We start from the raw sequence: 24,907 nt of genomic DNA, 5'->3' as shown, positions 1-24,907 counted from the left end.
GTCCGAAATTTTCCGGGCCCGCTAGAAGAGGAGGCCGGCGTCCGCCCCCGGCTCCGCCCGCCCCGGGCCGGGACCCGTCCCGGCCGCCCCGGGACCCTCCTGGCTCTCCTGCCCTCTGCTGCCCTCCGGGGGGAACTCCGCCTCGGCGCCCGGGAGTTCCAGCTGGGCCGCGGCCGCCCCCGGCTCCCGCGCCGGGAGGGGGAGTTCCACGAGGTGCAGCGAGCCGGGGCAGGACAGCAGCGAACCGTCCTCGGACCGGCGGGTGCCCGGCTGGTCGTGCCGCCACAGGCGCCCCGTGCGCGGCGCGCCGCTCACCGGCGCCGCCGCGATCTGCCGGTGGCAGCACGGGCACTCGACGCGGGGCATGGCGTTCACCCTTGCAGTGTGCCGGTCCACCGCCCCCCGGCCCAAGCGGACCCGAGCCACCCCGAGCCACCCCGAGCGCCCCCGGCCACAACGAGCGCCCCCGGCCACAACGGCGCCCCGAGCGCCCCCGAACGCCCCGGGCCACACCGCGCGCCCCGGGCCACGCCGCGCCGCCGCGCGCCCGACGCGCCGGGCCCCGCGCCCGCGCCTACGCCGGTGCGGCCGGGCCGAACGCCTTCCGGTAGCGGCCGAACTCCGCCAGCCGGCGGAACCCGACGCTCTCGTACAGCTCCCAGGACCGGTACGGGTTGGCCGAGCCCGTGAACAGCCGCACGCCGCGCTCGCCGCGCTCCGTGAGGGCGTGCAGGCCGTGCAGCAGCAGCGCCCTGCCGAGCCCCCGCCGCCGCCGGTCCTTGCGGACGCTCAGCTCCCGCACCTCGGCGGGACCGCCCTCGCGGCCGGCCACGCACAGCGCGGCGCCGACCACCTCCCCGCCCTCCCACGCGACCTGCCAGTGCGCGGGCTCCGCGCCGGCGGCGAAGGCCCCGAAGTCCCAGCCCCCGACGTGGGGGGTGTCCGCGTACGCCGCCCTGACCATCTCCCACACCGGCCGGTAGTGGTCCGCGGTGACGGGGCGCAGTTCCGCGCCGCCGGGCAGCGCCGCCGGGGGCGGCGTCCGGCCGCTCGCCGGCCCGGTCCACTCGAACTCCGTCACGCCGAAGACCCGCCGGTACCCCAGGCCGGTGAGCAACTCGACGGCGCCCGGCTCGGCGTCGGAGGCGTTGGCCGCGAAGCAGGCGCGTGCCGCGGTGCCGTGCGCCGCGACGAGCGCGGCGATCCGCTCCTCCGCCCACCGCACGAGGGCCGTCCCCACGCCGCGCCCCCACCAGTGCGGCACCACCCGGCCCCGGTGCAGGTAGACCGCGGTGCCCCCGGCCGCGTCGCCCTCCCGCCACCAGCCGACGGTGGCGTGGCCGACGACGCTGCCCTCGTGTTCGGCGAGCACCTGATCGCGCCGCGGGTCGGCCATCGCGGCCATCGCGGCCTCGACCTCCCGCGGGGTCGGGTAGGGCTCCACCACCGACGCGCGATCCACGCCCCCGCCCTCCCGGCAGGCCACCCACACGCCGAGGATCGCCGGGAGGTCGCGCTCCGGCGCGCACGCCCGGAGGACGATCCGTTCCTTCGCCACCTGCACACACCACCTGTCTCGTGCCGCCGGGTGCGGCCCCCGCGGGATTCCACCCGCGGCGCCTGCCGGGCGCAAGCCCCCTGCCGCCCCGAAGCCGGGCCAGGTGTCAAGGAATCCTTGACAAGGGGTGAACTGTCAAGGAATCCTTGACGCATGGAATCCAGGAAAGCCGAGCCGGGGCCGGGCCCCGGCGTTCGTCCCGCCCCGCTCCTGGCCTGGCTGGTTCCGCTGCTGTGCCTGGACGGCGGGCTGGTCGCCCTGTGGGCCGCGACGGACAGCACGCTGTTGCTCGTCCTCTACGTCCTGGTCTCGCTGACGATCTTCGCCACGGGGGTCGCGTCGGCCGCCCGGTGGGCGCGGGAGCGGGGGCAGACGGAGATCGACGAGGCCAGGCTGAACGAGCTGGAGCCGCTGCCGCCCGCCCCGGCGGCCGACCGGGAGGAGGAGCAGCCGTGAGCGAGACGCCCGCCGAGGTGGGCCCGGCCCCCGCCGACCGGCTGACCGAGGCGGAGGCGGGCGCGCTGCGCGAGGCGATCGCCGAGGCGGTGCTCGCCGCCCGCCCGGCCGGCCGGAAAGGGCTCGGCAACGACCCCGCCGCCCACCTGCTCACGGTCGACGCCTCCCGGGTGGCCGCCGAGGAGACCAGCCGGCTGCTGCGCCAGTCGATCAACGGCGCCCGCGCGGCCGGGCACAGCTGGGAGGCGGTCGGCGGCCTGCTCGGCATCAGCCGCCAGGCCGCGCAGCAGCGCTTCGGCGCCGCCCCCGCGCGCGGCGCCGCGGGCGCCGCGGAGCAGGCCGCGCCCGGGGAGCCGGCCGCGCGCCGCAGGGTGCTCTCCCCGCTCAACGCCTTCAACGAGATGCAGGCGCTCGCCCAGGCCGGCCGGCACGGCTGGCACGTCGTGGACTACGGCCACCTGCACCACCTCGTCGAGTCCTCGCCGCACCAGTGGGAGCACCAGCGGCTGTGGTGGCCGACGCGGCGGAGGCGGCAGCGGATGGCGGAGCGGGGCTGGGAGCTGGTCACCCCCTCCCACTTCGAGTCGCCCTGGGCCTACTACAAGCGCCCCCTGGACCTGCCGGCCGAGCCCGGCCTCGACTGAGCCCCCGGCCGCCGGTCGCCGGCGGCCGGACCCGCCCCCTGCCCGCCCCCGCACCACCGAAGGACCCGCCGTGCCTCCTTGGGACCACGCCCGCCTGGCCGCCGTCGGCCTGGCCGTCCTCACCGGCAACCAGGCGCCGGGCGGCGCCTACCCGGCCTGCCCCGCCTACCCGGTGTACCGGTACGCGTGGTTCCGCGACGGCTCGTTCGCCGCCGAGGCCGCCTCGCGGTCCGGGGCGCCCGACTCGGCGACCGCCTTCCACGACTGGTGCGCCCGCGTGATCACGGAGCGCGCCGACCGCATCGAGGCCGTCGCCGCCGCCCGCGCCCGCGGCGAACGGCCGCCGCCCGGCGCCCTGTTGCCCACCCGCTACACCCTCGAAGGGCGGGAGGCCGAGGGCGGCGAGTGGACAGACTTCCAGACCGACGGCTACGGCACCTGGCTGTGGGCCCTCGCCCGCCACCTGGACCGGCACGGCCTGGCCCCCGGGCCCTACCGCGCCGCCGCCCGCTTGACCGTGCGCTACCTGGAGGCCACCTGGGACCTTCCCTGCCACGGCTGGTGGGAGGAGCACCCCGCGCGCCGGCACGTCGCCACCCTCGGCGCCCTCCACGGCGGCCTCGCCGCCGCGGCCCGCGCCGGGCTCGCCGACCCCGCGCGCGCCACCCGCATCACCGGGGCGATCGCGCGGCTGCTCGCCGAGCGCGGCACGTACGAGGGCCGCCTCGCCGGGTGGCTCGGCGGCCGGGCCGTCGACGCCGCCCTCCTGGCCTGCCTGACGCCGTTCGCCGTCACCGACCCCGCCGGGCCCCTCGCCGCCGCCACCCTGGCCGCGGTGGAACGCGACCTTGTCGAGCCGGAGGGCGGCGTGCACCGCTACCTCGGCGACGTCTTCTACGGCGGCGGGCAGTGGCCCGTCCTCGCCGGGTTCCTCGGCTGGCACTACGCGCGCACCGGCCGCACCGCCGCGGCCCGCCGCCGGCTCGACTGGATCGCGGCCCAGGCCACCCCCGAGGGCCTGCTGCCCGAACAGGCCCCGGGCGCGCGGCTGTTGCACCCCGAGCACCTCGCCCGCTGGGAGGCGAAGTGGGGCCCGAACGCCACCCCGCTGCTCTGGTCCCACGCCATGTACCTGATCCTCGCCGCCGAACTCGCCGAGCTCGGCGAACTCCCCGAACGGCCCTGACCCGCCGCGGGATTCCCGGGGCCCGCCCGCCGCGGCCCCCCGGCCCCCTGATAGCCTCACTCGCATCGACTCGGCCTCCCCGGCCAGGACACACGTCCGCCGGGGAGGCTTTTTTCGTTCCCTTTCACGGAACGTGAGGGAACGTCAAGCCGCTTCGTGCGGCTTCGTGCCGCCTCCTGCCCGCTCCCTGCCCATCCTGTTCGGTGCCTGTTTGCCCCCTGTCCGTTCCCTGTTCGTTCCCTGTTCGTTCCCCGTCCGATGTCGGGCCCGCCCCTTCGCCGGGCCCGAACCACCCGAGGAGTTGCCATGACAGACGCGTCCGTCCGCCTCGCGCGCGAGGCCGACCGCCCCGTGCTGGAGCGCCTGTGGCTGATGTTCCGCCACGACATGTCGGAGTTCGGCGGCACGCTGCCCCGCCCCGACGGCACCTTCCGCAGCGAGCGGCTCGATTCGGCCTTCACCGAACCCGGCTGGGCGCCGTACCTGCTGACCCGCGGGGAGCACCCGGCCGGACTCGCCTTCGTCCGCGGCCTGACCGGGCCCACCCGGGTGCTGAACAGCTTCTTCGTCGTCCGTGGGGCGCGGCGCACCGGGCTCGGGCTGCGCGCCGTGCGGGAGATCGTCGCCCGGCACCCCGGCGCCTGGGAGGTCGCCTTCCAGGAACGCAACGCGGCCGCGGCCGGGTTCTGGCGCCGCGTCGCCACCGAACTGGCCGGGGAGACCTGGGCCGTGGAGCGCAGGCCCGTTCCCGGGCGCCCGGACCTGCCGCCCGACGCGTGGATCTCCTTCGCCGTCCCCCGCACCCCCGCGGGCGGGCGCCGCGATATGCCTTAGGAGGGCGCCTGCGGCCCGCGCCGCCGGGCGTTCGCGATCGAGCCGGGGGCGCGGCTCGGGGAGGTCTACGACGCCCTCGACCGCGGCTGGGGTGTGCTGCTCCCGGCCGGGGCCTGCCCCACCGTCGGCATGGGCGGGCACGCCTGCGGCGGGGACGGCGGCCTGCTCAGCCGCAGTACGGCGTGGTTCCGACCACATCGAGGCGGTGGAGGTGGTCGTCGCGGACCGGCCGGGCGCGGCGCGCAGGACGCGCTCGACGAGTTCCTCGCCACGGTCGTGGGAGGCGCCGGCCTGCCGGTCGCGCCCACCGTGCGGCTGCGGTGGGACCAGGCCTACCGGTCGCTGTCCGGCGCCGAGCCGGCGACGACGTGGGACCTGACCACGCGCAACGCCATCACGTTCGCGTTCCAGAAGGGCTGCTGGACCCAGAAGCAGTGCGCGGCGGCCCACCGGCACCTGACGCGGGAGGACTACGCGAACCCGACCTCCCGGCTGGTGCTCCAGACGGGCGGGGGCAGGCCAACGCCGTGCCGCCCGGCGCCCGTGCCTTCTCGCACCGGGGCTGTGCCTTCCTGGTCTCCTTCGAGAGCTTCTGAACGGCGCCCGGCGAGGACGGGACGCACCTGGGCCGGCTGCGCGCGGTGTACCGCGACGTGTACGCCCGCACCGGCGGCTACCCGGTCCCCGGACCTGCCACCGACGGCTGCGGCATCGCCGCCCCGACCCGGACATCCTCGATCCCGCCTGGAACGCCTCGGGGGTGCCCCGGCACGCCTTCCACTTCGGGGAGAACTATCCCAGGCTCCAGCGGGCCAAGGCGCGCTGGGACGCGGGGGACGTCTTCCGGCACGCCCTGTCGGTCCGGCTGCCCTGACCGGGCCGTTCGCCGGGTGCGGCCCGCGCCGGGTCGCGGGCCGCACCGCGGGGCCGCCGGGCGGCGGCAGGTCCGTACGGCCGGCCGCGCCGCCCGGCGGCCCGATCGGGTGGCCTCGGGCCGCGGCGGTGGCTACGGGGTGACCCGGTTGCCGCCGAAGGTCACGACCAGGCTGCCGTCCCCGGCGAAGGACCAGCCGAGGGCGCCGGAGTAGGCGGAGCAGCGGGAGCCGTTGGAGCCGGACCAGAACTGGTTCGAGCCGTCGGCGTCGCCGATGACCCTGTCGTTCGACCCGTCGTCGCTGCGGCAGGAGGTGTTGTTGCGGAACACCGAAGTGCCGCCGTCGAAGGAGTAGTTGCGCTCGCCGTTGTCGATGCCGACGTTGTCCGAGATCGTCATCGTGCCCAGGTTCCGGTTGTAGGTGAACCCGTGCTTGCCGTTGCCGTAGGCGATGTTGTGGCGGATGACGTGGTTGACGGAGATGTCCTCGCCGCCGAGCTTGAAGCCGTTGCGGTCGCCGCTGGAGTTCTGGGTGCCGTCGCTGAGCGTGCCGTTCTCGAAGGAGAGCGAGTTCTCGATGGTCACCGCGCCGATCGCGCCGGTGTCGGTCTTGGTGTACAGGTCCCAGCCGTCGTCGATGTTGTTGTGGGAGACGTCGTAGCGGAAGACGTTCCCCGAGCCGACGGTGAGCTTGGCGGCGAAGCCGTCGGCGTCCTCCCCGTCGGAGTCGGCGTTGTCGTGCGATTCCGCGCTGAGGATGAGGTTGTTGGCGGGCCAGTCCTCGCGGGGGGTGCTGGAGGACATCCGCGAGAGCTGCAGCCCGGTGTCGTGGTTGTAGCGGGTCACGGTGCGCTCGATGACGTTGTTGCTGCCGCCGACGAAGATGCCGTTGTCCCCGGCGTGCTCCACGACCAGGCCGTACAGGTGCCAGTAGTCGGCGTTGAGGGCGAGCCCGCGGTTGGCGTCGGCCTCGCTCATGGCGGAGAAGTTCAGCACGGGGGTCTCGCCCGGGTAGGCGGTCAGCTCGGTGCGGGCGCTCGCGGTGCCGTCGTTGCCCGGCGGGATGGTGACCGTCTGGGAGAGGCGGTAGGTGCCGCCGCGCAGGTAGATCGTTCCGCCGGGGCTGACCCGGTCGATGGCCGAGGTGAGCGTCGTCGGGTCCGACTCGGTGCCCGCGGCGTCCGCGGAGCCGTTCGGGGACACGTACAGGGCGTCGCCCGGCGTGTCGGGCGGCGTGGTGGTGCCGCCTTCCGTGGTGACGTCGAGGTAGTCGATGTTCGCCAGGCCGCCGGAGCCGGTGGCGGAGAGGCGGATGGTGTGGGTGCCCGCGTCGAGCGGAACGGTGAGGCTCTTGGTGACCCAGTTCGTCCAGGCCCCCGTGGCCTCGAACGAGGTCGACTGCACCGCCGTCCCGTTCACCAGCAGGGAGGCGCCGCGGGCGCTGCCGCTGCCGTTGGCGAACCTGACGGCGATCGCCGCCTGTCCCGACTGGGCGGCGGTGACGGTGAACTGCACCGCGGAGCCGGTGGCGTTGGTGGTGTCGCAGAAGCCGGAGCCGGAGTACCCGGCGTGTTCGGTCTCGATGGTTCCGTCGCAGTGGGCCGACGTTCCCTCGGCCTCGTACCTGACGGTGTCGGCCCGCGCGGTGCCGGTCGCGGCGAGGGTCGCCACGGCGGTGAGCAGGGCGGTCGACCACGCGGCCACGAGCGTTCTCGCTCTTCTGCTTCGGGACATGCTTCTTCCCTTCCGTGCCTGGAGCGTGGAGGTGGGCGGCGGGAGACGCAGGTCCCGCCGCGGCGGCCACCCCGGCGCGCCCGGCGGCCCGCGGCGCTGCGCGGTGCCGGACGGGCGGCCGTCGTGCGGCCCCGCCACGCCGCCGTGGGCAGGCCGAAGCGGCGGCGCGGGTGAGGAAGTGGGGAGGTCGGGCGCCGGTGAGGGTGGCCGCTCACGGGCGCCGCGCGGCTCGATCAGGCCGATGGTAGGCCGAGCGATGTGGACGATGAGGGGCGGCGCGTGCACTATTGCGCCCGGCCGCGCGCCGGGCGCGGGCCGCGCCGGGACCCCGGGGGCCCGCAGATCTCGTCAAGGCCGTCGAGCACCCGCAGGCGGTGGGCGAGCGCGCGGGCGTGGCCGCGGCGGGCGAGTGCGGCCGCGGCGGCGCGGTCCCCGCTCGGGTACAGGTGCTCCGCCACGGTCCGCAAGAGGTCGGTGCCGGCGGCGAGGGGGACCCGGTCGAGCGCGGGCTGGGCCAGCGCCCCGGCCGCGCACCCCCGAACTCCCCGTCCGGGCCGGCCGGAACGCGGGCCGGCCCGGGTCCGCCCGTCCGGCCGGGCCCGCCCGGCGACAGGGCGCGGGCGGGCCCGCCTTGCTCAGCCGGCCAGGGGCGCCCGCACCGTGACGAAGGAGTGGGCGGGCAGGGTCACGGTGAGCAGGCCCGCGCGGTCCGGGTCGGCGCGCAGTCCCTCCTCGTACGCCCGGGGCGCGACCGCGTCCGGGTCCGCCGGGGTGTTGTGCGCCTGGAGGCGCTCGGCGGTCAGCAGGCGGGCGGAGGGGGTGCCGACGCGCCCGCCGCGCAGGTCGAGGGTGAGCTCGGCGGGGGCCTCGGCGTCCAGGTTGGACAGCGACACCAGCAGGGCGCCGTCCCGCTTGCTGGCCGAGGCGGACAGGGTCGCCAGCCCGGTCCCGTCGGCGAGTTCGCGGGTGCCCCCCGAGGTGGTGCGCAGGTGCAGGGGGAGCGAGGTGGCGTCCTGGTGGCCCTTGTTCATCTCGAAGACGTGGTAGGTGGGCGTGCGGACCAGGCTCTCGCCCTCGGTCAGCAGCATGGCCTGCAGGACGTTGACGGTCTGGGCGATGTTGGCCATCACCAGGCGCTCGGCGTGCCGGTGGAAGACGTCGAAGTGGAGACCGGCCACCAGGGCGTCGCGCAGGGTGTTCTGCTGGAACAGGAAGCCGGGGTTGGTGCCCGGCTCGACGTCCCACCAGGTGCCCCACTCGTCCAGGACGAGGCCGACCGTGCGGCCCGGGTCGTAGACGTCCATCACCGCGGAGTGGCCGGCCAGCAGCCGGTCGATCCGCCGGGCGGCGGCCATGGTGCGGTAGTGGTCGGCGACGCCGAACTCGGTGGCGCTGCCCTTGGCCTCCCACGGCCCCGCCAGGGTGTAGGAGTGCAGGGACAGGGCCTGGAAGAAGTTCTTGGGCGTGGCCTCGCAGCCGAAGCAGCTGATCTGCTTCATCAGGGTCTCGGTCCAGGCGTAGTCGGCGTCGGAGGCTCCCGAGGCGATGCGGTAGAGCCGGTTGTCGCCGTGGTCGCGGCAGTAGGTGGCGTACTGGCGGGCGAGGTCGGCGTAGTACTCGGCGCGCATGTTGCCGCCGCAGCCCCAGGTCTCGTTGCCCAGGCCCCAGAACCGCACCCGCCAGGGCTTGTCACGGCCGTTGGCCTTGCGCAGCCTGACCATGGGGGAGTCGCCGTCGCGGGTGAGGTACTCGACCCACTCGCTCATCTCCTGGACGGTGCCCGAGCCGACGTTGCCGCTGATGTACGGCTCGGCGCCTAGCAGTTCGCACAGGGCCAGGAACTCGTGGGTGCCGAAGTGGTTGTTCTCCTCCACGTTGCCCCAGTGGGTGTTGACCATCCGGGGGCGCCGCTCCCTGGGCCCGATGCCGTCCTTCCAGTGGTACTCGTCGGCGAAACAGCCGCCGGGCCAGCGCAGGTTGGGGATGTCCAGGGCGCGCAGCGCCTCGACCACGTCCAGCCGGATGCCGCCCTCGTTCGGGATCGGCGAGTCCTCCCCGACCCAGAGGCCGCCGTAGACGCAGCGGCCCAGGTGCTCGGCGAAGTGACCGTACAGGTGGCGGCTGATCTTCGGGCCCTCGATGTCCAGGTTGACGATCGCGGTGCCCCTGGTGCTGGTCACACGTGCCTCCGGCCTCGGCGCTGCCCCCGGTGGCAGCGATGGTGTTTAACGATACAAAAACCGGCGCCCCGCGGCCGTGTCAAGGGGCGAGGAGGGAGTGCCGGGGGCGGGGGGCTTCGGCCGTCACCTCCCCGGCCTGCGGGTGGGCGGCCCGTCACCTCCCCGGCGCCGCGGTCCGCTTCGTCCGCCGTGGCGGCCGGCGTCCGGCCGTGGACTCCCGCTCCACCAGCCGGAACGGGCCGGTGAAGTCCCGCGGCGGGCCGAGGGTGGCGTCGCCGCGGATGCGGCGGACGAGCAGTTCGACGGCGCGGGCGGCCATCCCCTCGTTGTCCGGGTCGATCGTGGAGAGCGAGGGGAGGGCGTAGGCGCCGGCGAGGATGTTGTCGAAGCCGATGACCCTGACGTCCTCCGGCACCCGCAGCCCGGCGTCGGCCAGGCCGCGGACGGCGCCGAGCGCCACCGAGTCGGTGACCGCGACCAGGCCGTCCACGCCGGCGCCGCGTTCCGCCAGCCGCCGCGCGCCGCGGGCGCCGTGCTCGGGGTCGAGCGCGGGCAGCCGCAGGACGAGGCCGTCCCGGTGCGGCAGGCCCGCCTCCCGCAGGGCCCGCAGGTAGCCCTCGTGCCGCAGGCTCGACACGTTGGCCTCCGCCAGATCCGGGCCGGTGAGCAGGGCGATCCGGCGGCAGCCGTGGGCGATCAGGTGCGCCGTGGCCGCCCGGGTGCCGTCGGCGTTGGGCATGGCGACGTGGTCCACGGGCCCCTCGAAGATCCGCTCCCCGAGGATCACCACCGGGAAGTCGACCCGCAGCAGGTCCCGGTCGGCCTGCCCGAGGGCGACGGCGCTGAGGATCAGCCCGTCGTAGAGGCTGTTGCGCGACCAGGCGATCGCCTCCAGCTCGTCCTCGCGGTTCGCCCCCGTCTGCTCGATGGCCACCCGGTACCCGGCGGCGCGCGCGTGGCGGATGATGCGGGCGGCGAGTTCGGCGAAGTACGGCCGGTCCACCTCGGGGACGGCGAGGCCGAGGGTCTGGGTGCGCCCGGCGCGCAGGTTGCGGGCGGCGACGTTCACCCGGTAGCCGAGCCGGTCCATCGCCTCCAGCACCTTCGCCCGCGTGGACTCGCGCACGTGCGGGCGGTTGTTGACGACGTTCGAGACGGTCATCGGGGAGACGCCGGCCGCCCGGGCGACGTCCTGCATGGTGACGATGGCCCTGCCCTCCAGCGGGTGAGCCGCCTCACGGCGGCAGTGGCCGTGCGTGACGCGCGAAGACGCCCGCCATCGTAGCCGCGGGGGCGCCCGTGCGGCGGTGCCCATCCGGCGGCGGCGGGCGTCGGGAACTCGGCGGTGCCACCGGGCGGGCGGCGCGTACCTGACGCGCCGCCCGCCCGGTGGCGCCCGCCCGGCAACGCCGCCCGCCCGGTGGTGGGCGTCCGCCGGGGGTGGGGCGGCAGAACACCTAGCCGTCGGTTGCTGGGGTCTCCCGTTCCGGTTCGGGGGCTTCGGCGCCGGTTTCGGCCGCGTCGATGCGGGCCAGGTCGTGCAGCCAGGCCCTGGCGGTGCCGTCGGAGGGCGCGCGCCAGTCGCCGCGCGGGGAGAGGGAGCCGCCGGCCGACACCTTCGGCCCGTTGGGCAGGGCGGAGCGTTTGAACTGGGCGAACGCGAAGAACCTGCGGCAGAAGACCTCAAGCCAGTGCCGTATCTCCGGCAGGTCATAGGCCACCCGCGTGGCCTCGGGGAAGTTCGGCGGCCAGGCCCCCGCCCGTGGGGCGCGCCAGGCGTGCCAGGCCAGGAACGCGATCTTCGTCGGCCGGAACCCGTGGCGCAGCACGTGGTAGAGCGTGAAGTCGTGGAGCGCGTAGGGGCCGATGAGGGACTCGGTGGACTGCAGGCGCTCCCCTGGCACCAGCTCCGGGCTGATCTCCGTGTCCAGGACCGCGGTCAGCGTCTCGCTGGTGCTCTCGTCGAACTGCCCGCTGCCGGCGGCCCAGCGGATCAGGTGCTGGATCAGCGTCTTGGGCACGCCCGCGTTGACGTTGTAGTGGCTCATCTGGTCGCCCACGCCGTAGGTGCACCAGCCGAGCGCCAGCTCCGACAGGTCGCCGGTGCCGAGCACCACCCCGCCGTGCCGGTTGGCCAGCCGGAACAGGTAGTCGGTCCGCAGCCCGGCCTGCACGTTCTCGAAGGCGACGTCGTAGACCGGCTCGCCCGAGGCGAAGGGGTGGTCCAGCTCCTTGAGCATGAGCCGGGCCGTCGGCGTGATGTCCAGCTCGGCGGCGGTGGTCCCGAACGCCCGCATCAGCCGGTGGGCGTTGGCCCTGGTGCTCTCGCCGGTGGCGAAGCCGGGCATCGTGTAGGCCAGGATGTCGCTGCGGGGGCGGCCCGCGCGGTCCATCGCCTGGGCGGCCACGAGCAGCGCCTGCGTGGAGTCCAGGCCGCCGGATATGCCGATGACGACCTTGGGGTCGCCGATCGCCCGCAGCCGCTGCTCCAGGGCCGCCACCTGGATGTGGTACGCCTCGTAGCAGTCCTGGGCGAGGCGCGCGGGGTCCGCGGGCACGAAGGGGAAGCGCTCCACCCGGCGGCGCAGCCCGAGGTCGGCCGTGGGCGGGCCCAGCGTGAAGGGCACCTGCCGGAAGCCGCCGGTGCGGGCGGCGTGCGCGCGGCGATTGTCGTCGAACGTGCCCATCCGCCGCCGCTCCTGACGGAGCAGGTCCAGGTCCACGTCGGCGACGGCGCGCTGTTCGCCGCGGGGGAACCGCTCGGTCTCGGCCAGCAGCGCCCCGTTCTCGTAGATCACGGTCTGGCCGTCCCAGGACAGGTCGGTGGTCGACTCGCCGAGACCGGCCGAGGAGTAGACGTAGGCGGCCAGGCAGCGGGCGGAGGCGGAACGGCACAGCAGCCGCCGGTCCTCGGCCCTGCCCACGGCGATGGGGCTGCCGGAGAGGTTCGCCAGCACGGTGGCGCCGGCCAGGGCCGCCTCGGCGCTCGGCGGCACCGGCACCCACATGTCCTCGCAGATCTCCGTGTGCAGCACGAGACCGGGGACGTCCGTGGCCGCGAACAGCAGGTCGACGCCGAACGGCACCTCCGCTCCGGCGACCCGGATCGTCCCCCCGCGCTCGTCCTCGCCCGACGCGATCTGGCGCCGCTCGTAGAACTCCCGGTAGTTGGGCACGTAGGACTTGGGCGCGACGCCGAGGATGCGCCCGCGGTGCACGGTCACCGCGCAGTTGTAGATCCGGTCGCGGTGGCGCAGCGGGGCGCCGAGGACGAGGACCGTCAGCAGCTGCGCCGACCCGGCCACCACGGTGGCGAGGGCCCGCTCGACCTCGTCGAGCAGCGCGTCCTGGAGCAGCAGGTCCTCGGCCGAGTAGCCGGTCAGCACCAGTTCGGGGAAGACGGCGAGGGCGACTCCGTCCCGGGCGCAGCCGCGGCCCTGCCGCAGCACGCTCTCCGCGTTGGCGCGCGGGTCGGCGAGGGCGGTGTGGCCGGTGCACGCGGCGACGCGCGCGAAGCCGTGGGCGTACAGCGAGCGGAAGTTCACCGGGACCCGGCCTCCTGCCGGGGGCGGCGCCCCGGTCCTGCCGGGTGCGTGCCGGTGACGCTCATGACCAGGGAGTAGAGGCTGGTCTGCGCGGCGATGAACAGGCGGTTGCGCTTGGCGCCGCCCCAGGAGATGTTGGCCACCGTCTCGGGCACGGCCAGCCGCCCGAGCAGCGTGCCGTCGGGGTGGTAGCAGTGCACGCCGTCGTCCATCGCGGCCACCCACAGCCGGCCGGCCTCGTCGAGGCGGATGTTGTCGAACCGCGCGTTCGGGCGCGCCGCGGCCTCGGCGAAGACCTCCCCCGGCGAGAGGGTGCCGTCCTCGCGGACCGCGAAGACCCACACCCGGCCCGCCCCGGTGTCGGAGACGAACAGCCGCCGCTCGTCCGCCGAGAAGACCAGCCCGTTGGGGTTGGCGAAGCAGTCCGCGACCAGGCGCACCCGGCCGTCGGCGGGGTCGACGCGGTAGACGTTGCCCGAGCCGATCTCGCTCTCGGCCAGGTGACCCTCGTAGTCGCTGGTGATGCCGAAGTCGGGGTCGGAGAACCAGATCGCGCCGTCGGAGGTCACGGCCGCGTCGTTCGGGCTGTTCAGGCGCCTGCCCTCCCAGCGGTCCGCCAGCACGGTGAGGCTGCCGTCGTGTTCGGTGCGGGTCACCCGCCGGTTGCCCTGCTCGCAGGTGATCAGCCGGCCCTCGCGGTCCAGGGTGTTGCCGTTGGTGTGCCCGGCGAAGCGGCGGAAGACGCCGACCTGCCCGGTCTCCTCGTCCCAGCGCAGCATCCGGTCGTTGGGGATGTCGCTCCAGATCAGCTGCCGCCAGGCCGGCACGTACAGCGGGCCCTCGGCCCAGCGGCAGCCGGTGTACAGGACCTCCAGGGCGCCGTCACCGTTCATGCACCGGCCGGTGCGGAAGCGGTCGTCGAACATCTCGTACAGCGGGGGGCGGTCGCCGGCCATGGGGGTCCTCTCCTCCGGGGTGCCTGCCGAACGAGAGCCAGCATGATACGGAGGCCACGAGATGACCTACGGTTTTTCCGCTGCTTCCTCGAACGGGGGCCCCGCCGCGGGGCCGGCGGGTCGAGGACCGTTACGGCGGCGGCGCGGTTCCGGCCCCTTCGGCACGGACATCCCACTCACCTCGCATACCCCTGGGGGTATCTGATCTGCGCGCGGCCGGAGAATATACCCCCAGGGGGTACAGCATGCAAGGTGGGTGAGGGCGGGGATGCCCCCCCGGGGGGTCGCGGGGCGGGCGGCTTGGCGTTCCGGCCGGGCGATGCCTTGCATATACCCCTGGGGGGTATGTATGGTCTCGGGGTGCCCGGATCGCACGAGGCCGATCCCACCGCAATCCACGGGAGACCACCGATGACCACCTCCACCCCGCCCCGCGTCGCCACCTTCACCGTCACCGGCATGACCTGCGGCCACTGCGTCGACTCGGTCACCGCGGAGGTCGGCGGCATCCCCGGCGTCACGCACGTCGACGTCGACCTGAAGACCGGGGCCCTGACCGTCACCAGCGCCGCCGCCCTCGACCGCGCGGCCGTGGCCGCCGCCGTCGACGAGGCCGGCTACGCGCTTGCGAGCGACCCCGCGACCCCCGCCGCGAGCTGCTGCGGCTCCTGCCACTGAGCCGGCACCTCCCTGCGCCGGCGGCCCGGCCCTCCCGGGCCGCCGGTCCCCGGACCCGGCACGCACGCCCCGCCCCCGGGCCCACCCGCACACCCCCGCCCCGTATACCGGCCGAGAACGGAGAAGAACGATGAGCACCGTAGGCAGCGCCCCGGCCCCGGAGGCCGGCCGGATCGAACTCGCCATCGGCGGCATGACCTGCGCCTCCTGCGCCGCCCGCATCGAGCGCCGCCTGAACAAGCTGGACGGCGTCGAGGCCAGCGTGAACTACGCCACCGAGAAGGCGCGGATCGTCTTTCCCGCCGGCGTGACCGTCGGCGACCTGGTGGCCCAGGTGGAGGCCGCCGGCTACACCGCGGAACCACCCCCGCCCCCTGACCCGCCCGCGGAACGGCACGCCGCCGCGCCGGCGCAGGACCGGGAGGAGATCCGGCAGCGGGCGCTGCGCGACCGGCTCATCGGCTCCGCCGTGCTGACGGTCCCGGTGATCGCCCTGGCCATGGTCCCGCCCTGGCAGTTCACGTACTGGCAGTGGGTCTCCCTGGCCCTGGCCTGGCCCGTCGCCCTCTGGGGCGCCTGGCCCTTCCACCGGGCGGCCTGGACCAACCTGCGCCACGGCACCACGACCATGGACACCCTGGTCTCCCTGGGCACCCTCGCCGCCCTGGGCTGGTCGCTGTACGCCCTGCTGTTCGGCACCGCGGGCGAGCCCGGCATGACCCACCCCTTCAGCCTCACCGTCGAACGCACCGACGGCAGCGGCAACATCTACCTGGAGGCCGCGGCCGGCGTCACCACCTTCCTGCTGGCCGGCCGCTACCTTGAGGCGCGCGCCAAACGCCGCTCGGGCGCCGCCCTGCGCGCCCTGCTGGAGATGGGCGCCAAGGAGGTCACCGTCCGCCACGACGACGGCCGCGAGGAACGCCTCCCCGTCGAACGGCTCGCGGTGGGCGACCTGTTCGTGGTCCGGCCCGGCGAGAAGATCGCCACCGACGGCACCGTGGCCGAGGGCTCGTCGGCGGTGGACGCCTCCCTGCTGACCGGCGAATCGGTGCCCACGGAGGTGCGGCCGGGCGACGAGGTGACCGGCGCCACCCTCAACGCCGGCGGCCGCCTGGTGATCCGCGCCACCCGCGTCGGCGCCGACACCCAACTGGCCCAGATGGCCCGCCTGGTGGAGGACGCCCAAAACGGCAAGGCGGCCGTGCAGCGCCTGGCCGACCGCATCTCGGCGGTGTTCGTGCCCCTCGTCATCACCCTCGCGACCGCGGCGTTCGGCTTCTGGTGGGGCACCGGCGGGGGCGTGGCCGCCGCCCTCACCGCCGCCGTCGCCGTCCTCATCATCGCCTGCCCCTGCGCCCTGGGCCTGGCCACCCCCACCGCCCTCATGGTCGGCACCGGCCGCGGCGCCCAGCTCGGCATCCTCATCAAGGGCCCGGAGGTGCTGGAGCGGACCCGCCGCGTCGACACCGTCGTCCTGGACAAGACCGGCACCGTCACCGAGGGCCGCATGACGCTGGTCGCCACGCACGCCGCCGCCGGCCAGGACGCCGAGGAGGTGCTGCGCCTCGCCGGCATCCTGGAGAACGCATCGGAACACCCCGTCGCCCGCGCCATAGCCGAGGCCGCCGCCCACCGGCACGGGGTCCTGCCCGCGCCCGGCGACTTCGCCAACGTCGAGGGCCTGGGAGTCCAGGGCACCGTCCAGGGGCACGCCGTCCTCGTGGGCCGCGTCCGGCTGCTCGCGGAGTGGGCGCTGACCCTCCCCACCGAACTGGCACGGGCCCTGAGCGAGGCCGAGGAGGCCGGCCGCACCGCCGTGGCCGTCGCCTGGGACGGCGAGGCCCGCGGCGTGCTGGTGGTCGCCGACACCGTCAAGCCCACCTCGGCCGAGGCCGTCCGCCGCCTCCGCGACCTGGGGCTCACCCCGATGCTGGTCACCGGCGACAACGCCCGCGCCGCCGCCGCGGTCGCCGGGGAGGTCGGCATCGCGGCGGCGGACGTGATCGCCGGGGTGCTGCCTCGGGACAAGGCCGAGGTCGTCGCCCGCCTCCAGGCGGAGGGCCGGACGGTGGCCATGGTCGGGGACGGGGTCAACGACGCCGCCGCCCTGGCCCGTGCCGACCTGGGCCTGGCCATGGGCACCGGCACCGACGTGGCCATCGAGGCCGCCGACCTCACCCTCGTCCGGGGCGACCTGCGCGTCGCGGCCGACGCCATCCGCCTCTCCCGCCGCACCCTGTCCCTCATCAGGGGCAACCTGTTCTGGGCCTTCGCCTACAACGTCTCCGGCCTCCCCCTGGCCGCGGCCGGACTCCTCAACCCCATGCTCGCCGGGGCCGCCATGGCCTTCAGCTCCGTCTTCGTGGTCGGCAACAGCCTGCGGCTGCGCCGCTTCCGCCCCCTCTCCTGAGCCAGGCGCGGCCCCACGCCCGCGGACCGGCCCCCGCGGCCGGCCCCGGGCGTGACGCGCGTCCCCCGCGGGCCCAGGCCCGGGTGCTGCGGCGCGGGCCGCCGTACTCGGCGTCGGTGACGTGCTCCGGCCAGGTCACCTCGTCGGTCTCCCACGGGGCGAGGTGGGCCGTGAAGCGGCCGGGCGCCGCGCCGTGCCCGTGCTCCTCCCCGGGCGGGGCGTGGATCACGTCCCCGGGCGGGCCTCGACGCTGCCCTCCGCAAAGCGGCTGCGCCTCCTCGCCTCCCGGGCCGCCACCCGCGGCGGCGCCCGGCCGGCGGCCCAGGAGGGCGCCCGCGGCTGAACCGCGGCCGCCCCCCGGCCGGTTCAGCGGGCGTTGCCGAGGAGCCCCTCGATCTCGGCGAGTTCCGCCTCGGTGAAGTCGAGGTTCGCGACCGCGGCCACGTTGTCCTCCAGCTGCCGCACGCTGCTGGCCCCGATCAGCGCCGAGGTCACCCGCCCGCCGCGCAGCACCCAGGCCAGGGCCAGCTGCGCCAGGCTCTGCCCCCGGCGCCCGGCGGCCTCGTTCAGCGCCCGCACCGTGCCCAGGGTCTCCGTCACGTCCTTGGCCTGCAGGAACGGGCTCTCCGAGGCGGCGCGCGAGCCCTCGGGGATGCCGTTCAGGTACCGGTCGGTGAGCAGGCCCTGGGCCAGCGGCGAGAACACGATCGAACCGGCGCCCACCTCGTCCAGCGCGTCCAGCAGACCGTCCTCGACCCACCGGTTGACCATCGAGTACGACGGCTGGTGGATGAGCAGCGGCGTGCCCAGCTCCCGCAGGATGCGGGCCGCCTCGCGGGTCTGCTCCGGCGAGTAGTTGGAGATCCCGGCGTACAGCGCCTTGCCCTGCCGGACGGCCGCGTCCAGCGCGCCCATCGTCTCCTCCAGCGGCGTGTCCGGGTCGGGCCTGTGGTGGTAGAAGACGTCGACGTACTCCAGGCCGGTCCGCTCCAGGCTGCGGTCCAGGCTGGCCAGCAGGTACTTGCGGGAGCCCCACTCGCCGTACGGGCCCTCCCACATCCGGTAGCCCGCCTTGGTGGAGACGATGATCTCGTCGCGGTAGGGCCGCAGGTCGGCGGCGAAGATCCGGCCGAAGTTGCGCTCGGCGGCGCCGGGCGGCGGGCCGTAGTTGTTGGCCAGGTCGAAGTGGGTGACGCCCAGGTCGAACGCGCGGCGCAGGATGGCCCGCTGCGTCTCCAGCGGGTGCGCGTCGCCGAAGTTGTGCCACAGGCCCAGGGAAATGGCCGGCAGGTGCAGGCCGCTGCGGCCGCAGCGGCGGTAGCTCATGGTGTCGTAGCGGTTGTCGGCGGCGACGTAGGTCACGGCTCTCCTCACGGATCGGTGGAACCGGGGCATCCTGACACAGCGGCGTGAACGGCACGGCCAGGGGAGCCCCGCCCCGCCGCCCCGCGGCGACGCCGTCCCCCCGCCCCGCCGCCCCGGGGGGACGCGCGCCGGCCGCCCCGTCCCGCGGGGACGCGCGCGGCCCGCCCCGGCCGGTGCCTTCCGTTACGCTGACCCCGCCGACCGGGGCAGCGAGGCGGGTGGGGGAGGGCGGATGGCCAGCGCGGCAGGTGAGGACGCACGGCGGGCAGGCATCCGGGAGGTCGCCGCGGTGGCCGGCGTCTCGATGTCCACCGTGAGCAACGTCCTCAACCGCCCCGAGACCGTCGCCCCGGCCACCAGGCACCGCGTGGTGGCGGCCATGGACCGGGTCGGCTACGTGCGCAACAGCGCCGCCCGTCAGCTGCGCGGCGCCCCGAGCAAGGTGGTGGGCTGCCTCTTCCTCGACTCGGCCAACGCCTACTACGCCGCGCTGGCCCGGGGCGTCGAGGACCGCCTCGGCGAGGCCGGCTGCGTTCTCGTGCAGTGCAGCACCGACGTGCGGCCGGAGCGGGAGGTGCGGTGCCTGCGGCTGCTTGAGGAGCAGAACGTGCGCGGCCTGCTGGTCAGCCCCGTCTCCGCCCTGCTGGGGCACCTCGTGCAGCTGAGCCGGCGCGGCACCCCGGTGGTGCTGCTCGACCGCCCGCGCGGCGGGGCGAACCTGTGCGCGGCCACCGTGGACAACGTGGCGGGCGGCGAACTCGCCGCCAGGCACCTCGTCGAACTCGGCCACCGGCGGCTCGCCTTCGTGCGCGTGGGGAGCACGGTGCGCAGCATCGACGACCGGGTGGCGGGCATCAAGCGGGCGCTGCGCGCGGCCGGCCTGGACCCGAGGGAATCCCTGACGGAGATCCCGGTCGCCCCGGCCGCCCCCGACACGGTCGCCGCCAGGTCGGCCGAGGCGCTGCTCGGCCTGGCGCCACGCCCCACCGGGGTGATCTGCTGCAACGACGCGACGGCGCTCGCCGTGCTGCGCGGGGCGCGCGCCCGGGGGCTGAGCGTGCCCGAGGACTTCTCCCTCGTCGGCTACGACGACGTCGACTTCGCCGCGGCGCTGTCCCCGGCCCTGACCACGGTGCGGCAGCCCACCTACCGACTGGGCCACGCCGCCGCGGACCTGCTCCTCTCCGAGGACCACCCGGACCACGAGCACCGCGAACTCGTCTTCCGCCCGCAACTCGTCGTCCGGGAATCCACCCGGGCCACCCCCTGACCCCCCACCGGCCCCGGAAACCACCGCCGGGCCCTTCCCCCCCACCACCCGAGACGAACGGAAAAAGGGGTCCCCATGGCATCACACCGCGACAGCCTCGCCGGCGGCGGCACCGTGCTGTTGATCCACGGCGGGCTGTGGGAAGCGGACATGGACGCCGGCCGCTTCTGGGCCGCGCCCGGGATCTCGGCGGGTCTGACCCGGGCGGGCTTCACCGTGCTCGCCCCGAACCGGCCCGTCCGGACTTCCCTCCCCACCTCGGCCGCCTCCTGACCACCCTCGCCGCGTTCGCCGGCCGCTGAGCCACCCCGCCGGCAGCGCGGCACCGCCACGGTCCCGGCGGCCCGCGGGTTCCGGCCTGGCCCGGCAGTTCACCCCCGACGGGCTCGGCCCGCCGCCCACACCGCGCCGTTCCCGGCCCTGCCCACCGGCAGGGGTGCCGTCCTCCCGGCCGGCGGCGACGGCGCACCTTCGCCGCCGCATGCCCCGGTCACGGGCCGATCAGCTCCAGCACGAACCGCCACGACGCGGGGTGGTCCCGCCAGTGCGCCCACCGCTCGTCACCGGCCACCACCGCCCGCAGCGCCTCCTCGGGGCCGAGCGCCTCGCGCCCCAGGATCTCCCGCACGATGACGACGGCCGCGGCCAGACCGTCCCGGCCGCCCTCGGCCAGCGCGCCGAGGGCGGAGGCCGGATCGGCCGGGGCCCGCGCGCGGGTGGCGCGCACCAGCGGCTCCAGCCAGCGCGCCCACCGGTCCTGCGCGCCGTCGCCCGGCCGCCCCGCCTCCGCCAGGAGCGGGGCCAGCGCCCGGGCGAGCCGGTCCGGGCAGTCGGCGGCACCGGCCGCCACCTCCGGGTAGTCGAGGGCGAAGTGCTCCCAGCCCTCGCCGGCGCTCAGCGCCGCAAGCCACCAGTCCCCCGGCGGGCGCAGCCCCTCGCAGCCCGCGGCCAGGAAGGCGTCCCGCACCAGCTCGTAGGAGGGCGGCGCCTGTTCGGCCAGCAGGACCGCATCGTAGAGATCCTTGCCCTGCGGGTACGCGTCGGTGACCAGCCACAGCAGTTTCCAGGCCAGCGACAGGCCGGGCGAGACGGCGAGCACGGCGGCGCCGGGGCCGTCGCCCAGCGGCCGCAGCTCGGTGGGCTCGGCGGCGGCGGGCAGCGGCTCGTTGAAGACGACGTCCAGCTGCACCGTCCCGCCTGGCGTACCCGGAGCGGTCCAGGGCAGGACCATGCGGCGCCCCGGCACCCGGTCGTAGGTCCAGATGTCCTCGGTGACCCGGCCGGCGGCGTCGATCGCCACCCCGCCGTGCGCCCGGGCGGCCGCCTCCGTGTCCCGGGCGAGGTCCCCGAAGAGACCGGTGGTCTCCGGGCCGTCCATCGCCCAGCCGGTGGGGGTCACCAGGAAGTCGAGGTCTCCGGGGTCGCGCGCCGCCTCGCCGAACCAGGTGGCCATCAGCACGCTGCCGCGCAGCACCAGGTGAGGCGCCCACCGGCCGCAGGAGAGCCCGGCGAGCACCAGGTCCAGGGCGGTACGGCGGGCACGGTGCCAGGCGCGGCGCGCGGCCTCGTCCCCGAACACCGGCTCGCCGGCCCGGTAGGCGCGGCCGAACTGCTTGAGCGCCGGGTCGAAGACGGGGGGCTGCCGCAGGCCCTCGGGCGCGGGCAGCAGCGTCCGCGGCAGGCCCCACCGCCTGCGGCTCTCCTCGTCGATCGGCGTGTGCGGGAGGCCGGGGGAGTGCTGCCACAGGCCCTCCCAGGTGCCGTGCTCGCCGGGGGTCGGGGTCATGGGGTGGGCTCCTCCGTGATCCAGCCGTCGTCCAGGGCCAGGTTGCTGTCGTATACGACGTACTCCCGCTCCACCTCGACGATCCGATGGGGAACGGGCGGTGCGGCCAGGGCCTCCAGCAGGGCGGTCAGGCGCTCCTCCGCGGTGGCCCGGCCCACGCGGGCGCAGCGCTGGGTGACGAACCGCTCCTCGTGGCCGTCGGCGCGAACCCTGCGGGCATTCCACGAGACGTGGGCGGCGTGCGGGAGGACGAGGCGTTCCAGCGCGGCCCGGTCGTGTCCTGGCGGCAGCAGCAGCTTCACATGGTGCTCGAAGTAGCGGCCCGGGTGGCCCGCGCCGGCCGCCGCGTCGTGCTGCGGCACGCCCTGGGCCCAGGGCGCCGCCTCGGTCTTGGTCCTGACCACGGGATACCCTGCCGCCGCCAGCTCGGCGGCCAGCCGACCCGTCTCCGCGGCCCGGCCCGCGGCCGAGCCGTTGCCCCTGAGCGTCACCATCGGCTGGGAGCGGGAACGGCCCCGGGCCAGCACGATGTGGACGAAACCGAGCCCACGCCCGGCGGCCCAGGCCGCCAGCTCCCCGACGCCGGAAGCCGGGCAGTCCACGGTCAGGTGCGTCTCCAACTCGCCGTGTATGTCGGGGACTTCCACTGCCGTGTCCCCGTGCCGCCGCCCACGCATGACCGTACTCTCCCAGGCTGGGGGACCCGGGGGCCACCGATATCGGGGCAACGGCCCTGCCGAGCCGGCGGCCTTCCGCGCGAGCTGCCGCCTCCGGCGAGGGGTGCCGCCTTCGGGGAGGGGTGTCGCCTCCGGCGAGGGGTGCCGCCTCCGGCGAGGGGTGCCGCCTCCGGCTGGGTGGTTGGGCGGGGCGGAAGCGGTGGGCGGTCTACGTGGCGGGTGGTTGGCCGGGTGCGGGTGGGTGCGGATGCACGAGGGGGAGGCTGGCTGCGGAAGGGGGGGTGCCGTGGGTGGCGGGGGGTTGGCTGTGTGCGGGGGTGTTGGTGGGTGGGGCGCCGTTCCGGGGTGGGTGGGGGGTGTGGGGCGGTGGGTACGGGGGTGGCGGGTCTCGTTGTGGTGGGGGTTACCGATGCAGCTGCTGCCGCGTACGACTTCTCGGGGTGGGCAACGGCCGGGCGCCGTTGTTGATGCCATTCCCGGTGACGAAAGACCATGGGGGTGACCGGTGGTCGGCCGGGTCGGAAGGTGGGAGGGGGTGTTGGTTGGCGGCGGCGGTGGGTGTGGGGCTACCCGTCGTCGGGGTCTTCGCCGTAGGTGACCTTCAGTTCGGCGGTGAGCGCGTCGGCGAGTTGGAGGGTCTGTGCCCGGTCGATGACGATGTGCTTGAGCGAGGCGAGGCCGCGGAGCTGGGAGAGGTCGTTGCCGCGCAGGTCGAGGCCGCGGTACTTCCCGCCGTCGAACTCGGACAGGCGCAGGTCGCAGTCGGCGAACAGGGCGGCGCTCAGGTCGCATGCGGCGAAGGTGGTCTCGCGCAGCGATGTCTTCGAGCATGGCGCCCATGAGCTTGCAGTCGCGGAAGACGACACGGGCGATCCTGTTGTCGGCCCACTGCAACGAGGCGAAATCGCAGCCGGTGACCTCCACGGAGTCGACGCGGAGTTTGTCCAGGCGGGCGCGCTGAGCCCGAAGTCCGGAGATCCGCCCGTCCATCAGGTGGGTGTCGGACCCCGGTCGGCTGGCGGATGCCCTCACTGATCCGGGACGCCGAACCCTCCATCCCCCGCAGTGACACCCCCGGCCGTCCGCCCCGGCGCCGGGTTGGAGTCGCGCCCGGCGGGTCCGGAAGGGGCCGCCCGCCGGCAGCGCCTCATTCGTCCCCCAACGTTGGGTAGAAATCGAAAAGACCAGGAGCGCTCCTCCTGACCAGGACCAGATGTTCTCGCGACGTGATCAGGCACACGTACTCGCCCACCTCAAGCGTTCCTTGAACGCTTTCCTCATCGGTTTCACTGCGGCCCTCCTGGTAGTCCCCGCCGTCCACGATCTCCTGGCACGAGCTCCTGGAAGGCATCTCCCGGGTGCTGGTCTCCATGAGGAGACCGGCGCCGTTGTAGACACGGAAGTGATCGGTATCGTCCACGACGGCGAAGTCGTCACCCTCTGACTGCCAGCCGAAAAGGTCGTCCACCTCCGCATTGGAAACCGCATTGGGGAGCAGTTCCCGCCGCACGGGCCAGCCCCAGCCCTGGGATTCTCCCGACGGCGCGGGGGGAGGATCGGAGGTTTCCGACGTTTCCTTTGCCGCCGTGTCTCCGGAACCTGCTCCGGCGAAGAGCGTGGCAATGGCGGTGATCGCGGCCGCGGCCACGGTGAAGACTCCCGTGATCACCGCGATCCTGACCGCCGTGGCGCCGCCTTCACCCGCCCCGCCATCGGACGGCGTGCCACTGCCACTCCCTTGTCCCGCCCCTCCGGCGCCGCCACCGCGGGACGTGTCGCCATCCTCGCCCGCGCCGTCGGGCCCATCGCCTTCCTCCGTCATGGCTGCCTGCTCCCCCCCGCCGGCACGACGAATACCGGCGTTACTGGTGGTGATCATGACAGCAGTCCGGCTCACCGGCAACCGCCTATGGAAACCGTGGGTCACGCCCGCCCACCCGGTAGGGTCACCGGCCATGCATCCCGTGACCCGCACCAGTGACCGTCTCCTGCTGGGTGAGCTCACGCTCGACGACGTCGACGCGGTCCACGCCATCTACGGCAGCCCGGAGGCGACCCGGTACCTGTCGTTCGAGCCGCGTACCCGGGAGCAGGTCGGGCACATCGTGGCCCGGGCCATGGTGTCCGCGACGACGACGCCACGGACCGAGTACTCCCTGGCCGTCCGCGAGCGCGACGGCAACCGGCTCGTCGGCTTCGCGCGGCTTGCCCTCGAAGGGCAGGAGGCCGGGACCATCGGGTTCGCGCTCCGCCCGGATCGCTGGGGGCTCGGCTACGGCACCGAACTGGTGAAGTCCCTGCTCGGGTTCGGCTTCGACTCGCTGCGGCTGCACCGGATGTGGGCCGCACGCGCCCCGGAGAACGCCGCCTCGCGTGCCGTGCTCCTGCGGGCCGGGATGGTCGAGGAGGGCACCATCCGGCATCACGCGTACGTCCGCGGTGCCTGGCGGGACTCCGTTGTCCACTCCCGGCTCGCCACCGACTGAACACGCGCTGTTCGAGCACACGGCCCTGGCCCACCTGCACCTGGCGCACATGCGCGACAGCATCGCCGGCATCGAGGGCCCGGCGTGGGCCATGCTCAAGGCGACCGAGCAGCACACCGGACAGCCCCTCGGGGACGCCCCCCCTGTTCGAGTCCGCACTGACCGCGGCCAGGATGGCCGAGCCCTACCCCGAACTACTGGCCGCCAGCTCCCACCTCCTGAGCCTCGGACACCGCTGACCCGACCCGCCACACACGCCCACTAC

General features: G+C 75.1%; 23 protein-coding genes and 1 pseudogene. 11 read left to right on the top strand and 13 right to left on the bottom strand.

Annotated features, from left to right (window positions below):
- Positions 1 to 21: 21 nt before the first annotated feature.
- Positions 22 to 375, bottom strand: coding sequence for a hypothetical protein (locus tag D7294_RS19955; RefSeq protein WP_147450876.1), 354 nt, complete (start codon positions 373 to 375; stop codon positions 22 to 24).
- A gap of 199 nt (positions 376 to 574) precedes the next feature.
- Entirely contained in the window at positions 575 to 1,558 is a 984-nt protein-coding gene (locus D7294_RS19950; RefSeq protein WP_147450875.1) for a GNAT family N-acetyltransferase, read from the bottom strand.
- Between the two features lie 153 nt (positions 1,559 to 1,711).
- Between D7294_RS19950 and D7294_RS19945 the strand changes: the two genes are divergently transcribed.
- From D7294_RS19945 to D7294_RS32020, 5 genes are all read left to right on the top strand, one after another.
- A complete protein-coding gene (locus D7294_RS19945; RefSeq protein WP_120681704.1) occupies positions 1,712 to 2,014 on the top strand; it encodes a hypothetical protein in 303 nt (100 codons plus the stop codon).
- Positions 2,011 to 2,658, top strand: a complete 648-nt coding sequence (locus D7294_RS19940; protein WP_120681702.1) for a hypothetical protein — start codon at positions 2,011 to 2,013, stop codon at positions 2,656 to 2,658. The genes D7294_RS19945 and D7294_RS19940 overlap by 4 nt, the downstream gene beginning before the upstream one ends.
- Positions 2,659 to 2,728: 70 nt before the next feature.
- On the top strand, positions 2,729 to 3,844 hold the full coding sequence (locus D7294_RS19935; RefSeq protein ID WP_120681700.1) for a glycoside hydrolase family 15 protein: 1,116 nt from the start codon (positions 2,729 to 2,731) through the stop codon (positions 3,842 to 3,844).
- Between the two features lie 306 nt (positions 3,845 to 4,150).
- Complete coding sequence (locus D7294_RS19930; RefSeq protein ID WP_120681698.1) at positions 4,151 to 4,678, top strand: GNAT family N-acetyltransferase; 528 nt, start codon at positions 4,151 to 4,153, stop codon at positions 4,676 to 4,678.
- Between the two features lie 760 nt (positions 4,679 to 5,438).
- Positions 5,439 to 5,552, top strand: coding sequence for a BBE domain-containing protein (locus D7294_RS32020; RefSeq protein ID WP_158674661.1), 114 nt, complete (start codon positions 5,439 to 5,441; stop codon positions 5,550 to 5,552).
- Between the two features lie 132 nt (positions 5,553 to 5,684).
- On the opposite strand, the gene D7294_RS19920 is transcribed toward D7294_RS32020, so the two are convergent.
- The 6 genes from D7294_RS19920 to D7294_RS19895 all read right to left on the bottom strand — a co-directional run bounded on the left by D7294_RS19920 (position 5,685) and on the right by D7294_RS19895 (position 13,967).
- Positions 5,685 to 7,286, bottom strand: a complete 1,602-nt coding sequence (locus D7294_RS19920) for a carbohydrate-binding protein (protein ID WP_120681694.1) — start codon at positions 7,284 to 7,286, stop codon at positions 5,685 to 5,687.
- A 284-nt stretch (positions 7,287 to 7,570) separates the two neighbouring features.
- The gene (locus tag D7294_RS32015; protein WP_158674660.1) at positions 7,571 to 7,744 is read right to left on the bottom strand and encodes a hypothetical protein; all 174 of its coding nucleotides are present in this window, start codon (positions 7,742 to 7,744) and stop codon (positions 7,571 to 7,573) included.
- A gap of 177 nt (positions 7,745 to 7,921) precedes the next feature.
- On the bottom strand, positions 7,922 to 9,466 hold the full coding sequence (locus D7294_RS19910; RefSeq protein WP_120681689.1) for an alpha-N-arabinofuranosidase: 1,545 nt from the start codon (positions 9,464 to 9,466) through the stop codon (positions 7,922 to 7,924).
- Between the two features lie 154 nt (positions 9,467 to 9,620).
- Complete coding sequence (locus tag D7294_RS19905; protein ID WP_120681687.1) at positions 9,621 to 10,664, bottom strand: LacI family DNA-binding transcriptional regulator; 1,044 nt, start codon at positions 10,662 to 10,664, stop codon at positions 9,621 to 9,623.
- A 259-nt stretch (positions 10,665 to 10,923) separates the two neighbouring features.
- Positions 10,924 to 13,011, bottom strand: a complete 2,088-nt coding sequence (locus D7294_RS19900) for an NAD(+) synthase (protein ID WP_120681685.1) — start codon at positions 13,009 to 13,011, stop codon at positions 10,924 to 10,926.
- On the bottom strand, positions 13,008 to 13,967 hold the full coding sequence (locus D7294_RS19895; RefSeq protein ID WP_120681683.1) for an SMP-30/gluconolactonase/LRE family protein: 960 nt from the start codon (positions 13,965 to 13,967) through the stop codon (positions 13,008 to 13,010). Before D7294_RS19895 ends, D7294_RS19900 begins: the two co-directional genes overlap by 4 nt.
- A 411-nt stretch (positions 13,968 to 14,378) precedes the next feature.
- Between D7294_RS19895 and D7294_RS19890 the strand changes: the two genes are divergently transcribed.
- Both D7294_RS19890 and D7294_RS19885 read left to right on the top strand, forming a co-directional pair.
- Positions 14,379 to 14,645 carry a heavy-metal-associated domain-containing protein gene (locus D7294_RS19890; RefSeq protein WP_120681681.1) on the top strand — a complete coding sequence of 89 codons (267 nt, stop codon included), beginning with the start codon at positions 14,379 to 14,381 and terminating at the stop codon, positions 14,643 to 14,645.
- Between the two features lie 130 nt (positions 14,646 to 14,775).
- The gene (locus D7294_RS19885) at positions 14,776 to 17,058 is read left to right on the top strand and encodes a heavy metal translocating P-type ATPase (protein ID WP_120681679.1); all 2,283 of its coding nucleotides are present in this window, start codon (positions 14,776 to 14,778) and stop codon (positions 17,056 to 17,058) included.
- Between the two features lie 366 nt (positions 17,059 to 17,424).
- Here D7294_RS19885 and mgrA read toward each other — a convergent pair whose 3' ends face one another.
- Complete coding sequence (gene mgrA, locus D7294_RS19875; RefSeq protein WP_277751107.1) at positions 17,425 to 18,420, bottom strand: L-glyceraldehyde 3-phosphate reductase; 996 nt, start codon at positions 18,418 to 18,420, stop codon at positions 17,425 to 17,427.
- Between the two features lie 235 nt (positions 18,421 to 18,655).
- Between mgrA and D7294_RS19870 the strand changes: the two genes are divergently transcribed.
- A complete protein-coding gene (locus D7294_RS19870; RefSeq protein ID WP_120681675.1) occupies positions 18,656 to 19,693 on the top strand; it encodes a LacI family DNA-binding transcriptional regulator in 1,038 nt (345 codons plus the stop codon).
- A gap of 75 nt (positions 19,694 to 19,768) precedes the next feature.
- Complete coding sequence (locus D7294_RS19865; RefSeq protein WP_120681673.1) at positions 19,769 to 19,966, top strand: hypothetical protein; 198 nt, start codon at positions 19,769 to 19,771, stop codon at positions 19,964 to 19,966.
- Positions 19,967 to 20,183: 217 nt separating this feature from the next.
- On the opposite strand, the gene D7294_RS19860 is transcribed toward D7294_RS19865, so the two are convergent.
- From D7294_RS19860 to D7294_RS19845, 4 genes are all read right to left on the bottom strand, one after another.
- The gene (locus tag D7294_RS19860) at positions 20,184 to 21,479 is read right to left on the bottom strand and encodes a nucleotidyl transferase AbiEii/AbiGii toxin family protein (protein WP_120681671.1); all 1,296 of its coding nucleotides are present in this window, start codon (positions 21,477 to 21,479) and stop codon (positions 20,184 to 20,186) included.
- The gene (locus D7294_RS19855) at positions 21,476 to 22,126 is read right to left on the bottom strand and encodes a hypothetical protein (RefSeq protein WP_241562506.1); all 651 of its coding nucleotides are present in this window, start codon (positions 22,124 to 22,126) and stop codon (positions 21,476 to 21,478) included. Before D7294_RS19855 ends, D7294_RS19860 begins: the two co-directional genes overlap by 4 nt.
- 596 nt (positions 22,127 to 22,722) lie before the next feature.
- Positions 22,723 to 23,022: a pentapeptide repeat-containing protein gene (locus D7294_RS19850; RefSeq protein ID WP_120681667.1), complete on the bottom strand. Its 300-nt coding sequence runs from the start codon at positions 23,020 to 23,022 to the stop codon at positions 22,723 to 22,725.
- Between the two features lie 281 nt (positions 23,023 to 23,303).
- Positions 23,304 to 24,035: a hypothetical protein gene (locus D7294_RS19845; protein ID WP_147450873.1), complete on the bottom strand. Its 732-nt coding sequence runs from the start codon at positions 24,033 to 24,035 to the stop codon at positions 23,304 to 23,306.
- Between the two features lie 76 nt (positions 24,036 to 24,111).
- On the opposite strand from D7294_RS19845, the gene D7294_RS19840 reads away from it, so the two are divergent.
- Complete coding sequence (locus D7294_RS19840; protein ID WP_120681663.1) at positions 24,112 to 24,642, top strand: GNAT family N-acetyltransferase; 531 nt, start codon at positions 24,112 to 24,114, stop codon at positions 24,640 to 24,642.
- A 4-nt stretch (positions 24,643 to 24,646) separates the two neighbouring features.
- Positions 24,647 to 24,881, top strand: a pseudogene (locus D7294_RS33310) (SAM-dependent methyltransferase); the annotation flags it as partial.
- Between the last annotated feature and the right edge of the window lie 26 nt (positions 24,882 to 24,907).

The organism is Streptomyces hoynatensis (assembly GCF_003626535.1).
GTDB classification, from domain to species: domain Bacteria; phylum Actinomycetota; class Actinomycetes; order Streptomycetales; family Streptomycetaceae; genus Streptomyces; species Streptomyces hoynatensis.
The sequence above is the reverse complement of the archived record's forward strand: the minus strand, read 5'-3'. Positions and strand labels throughout refer to the sequence as shown.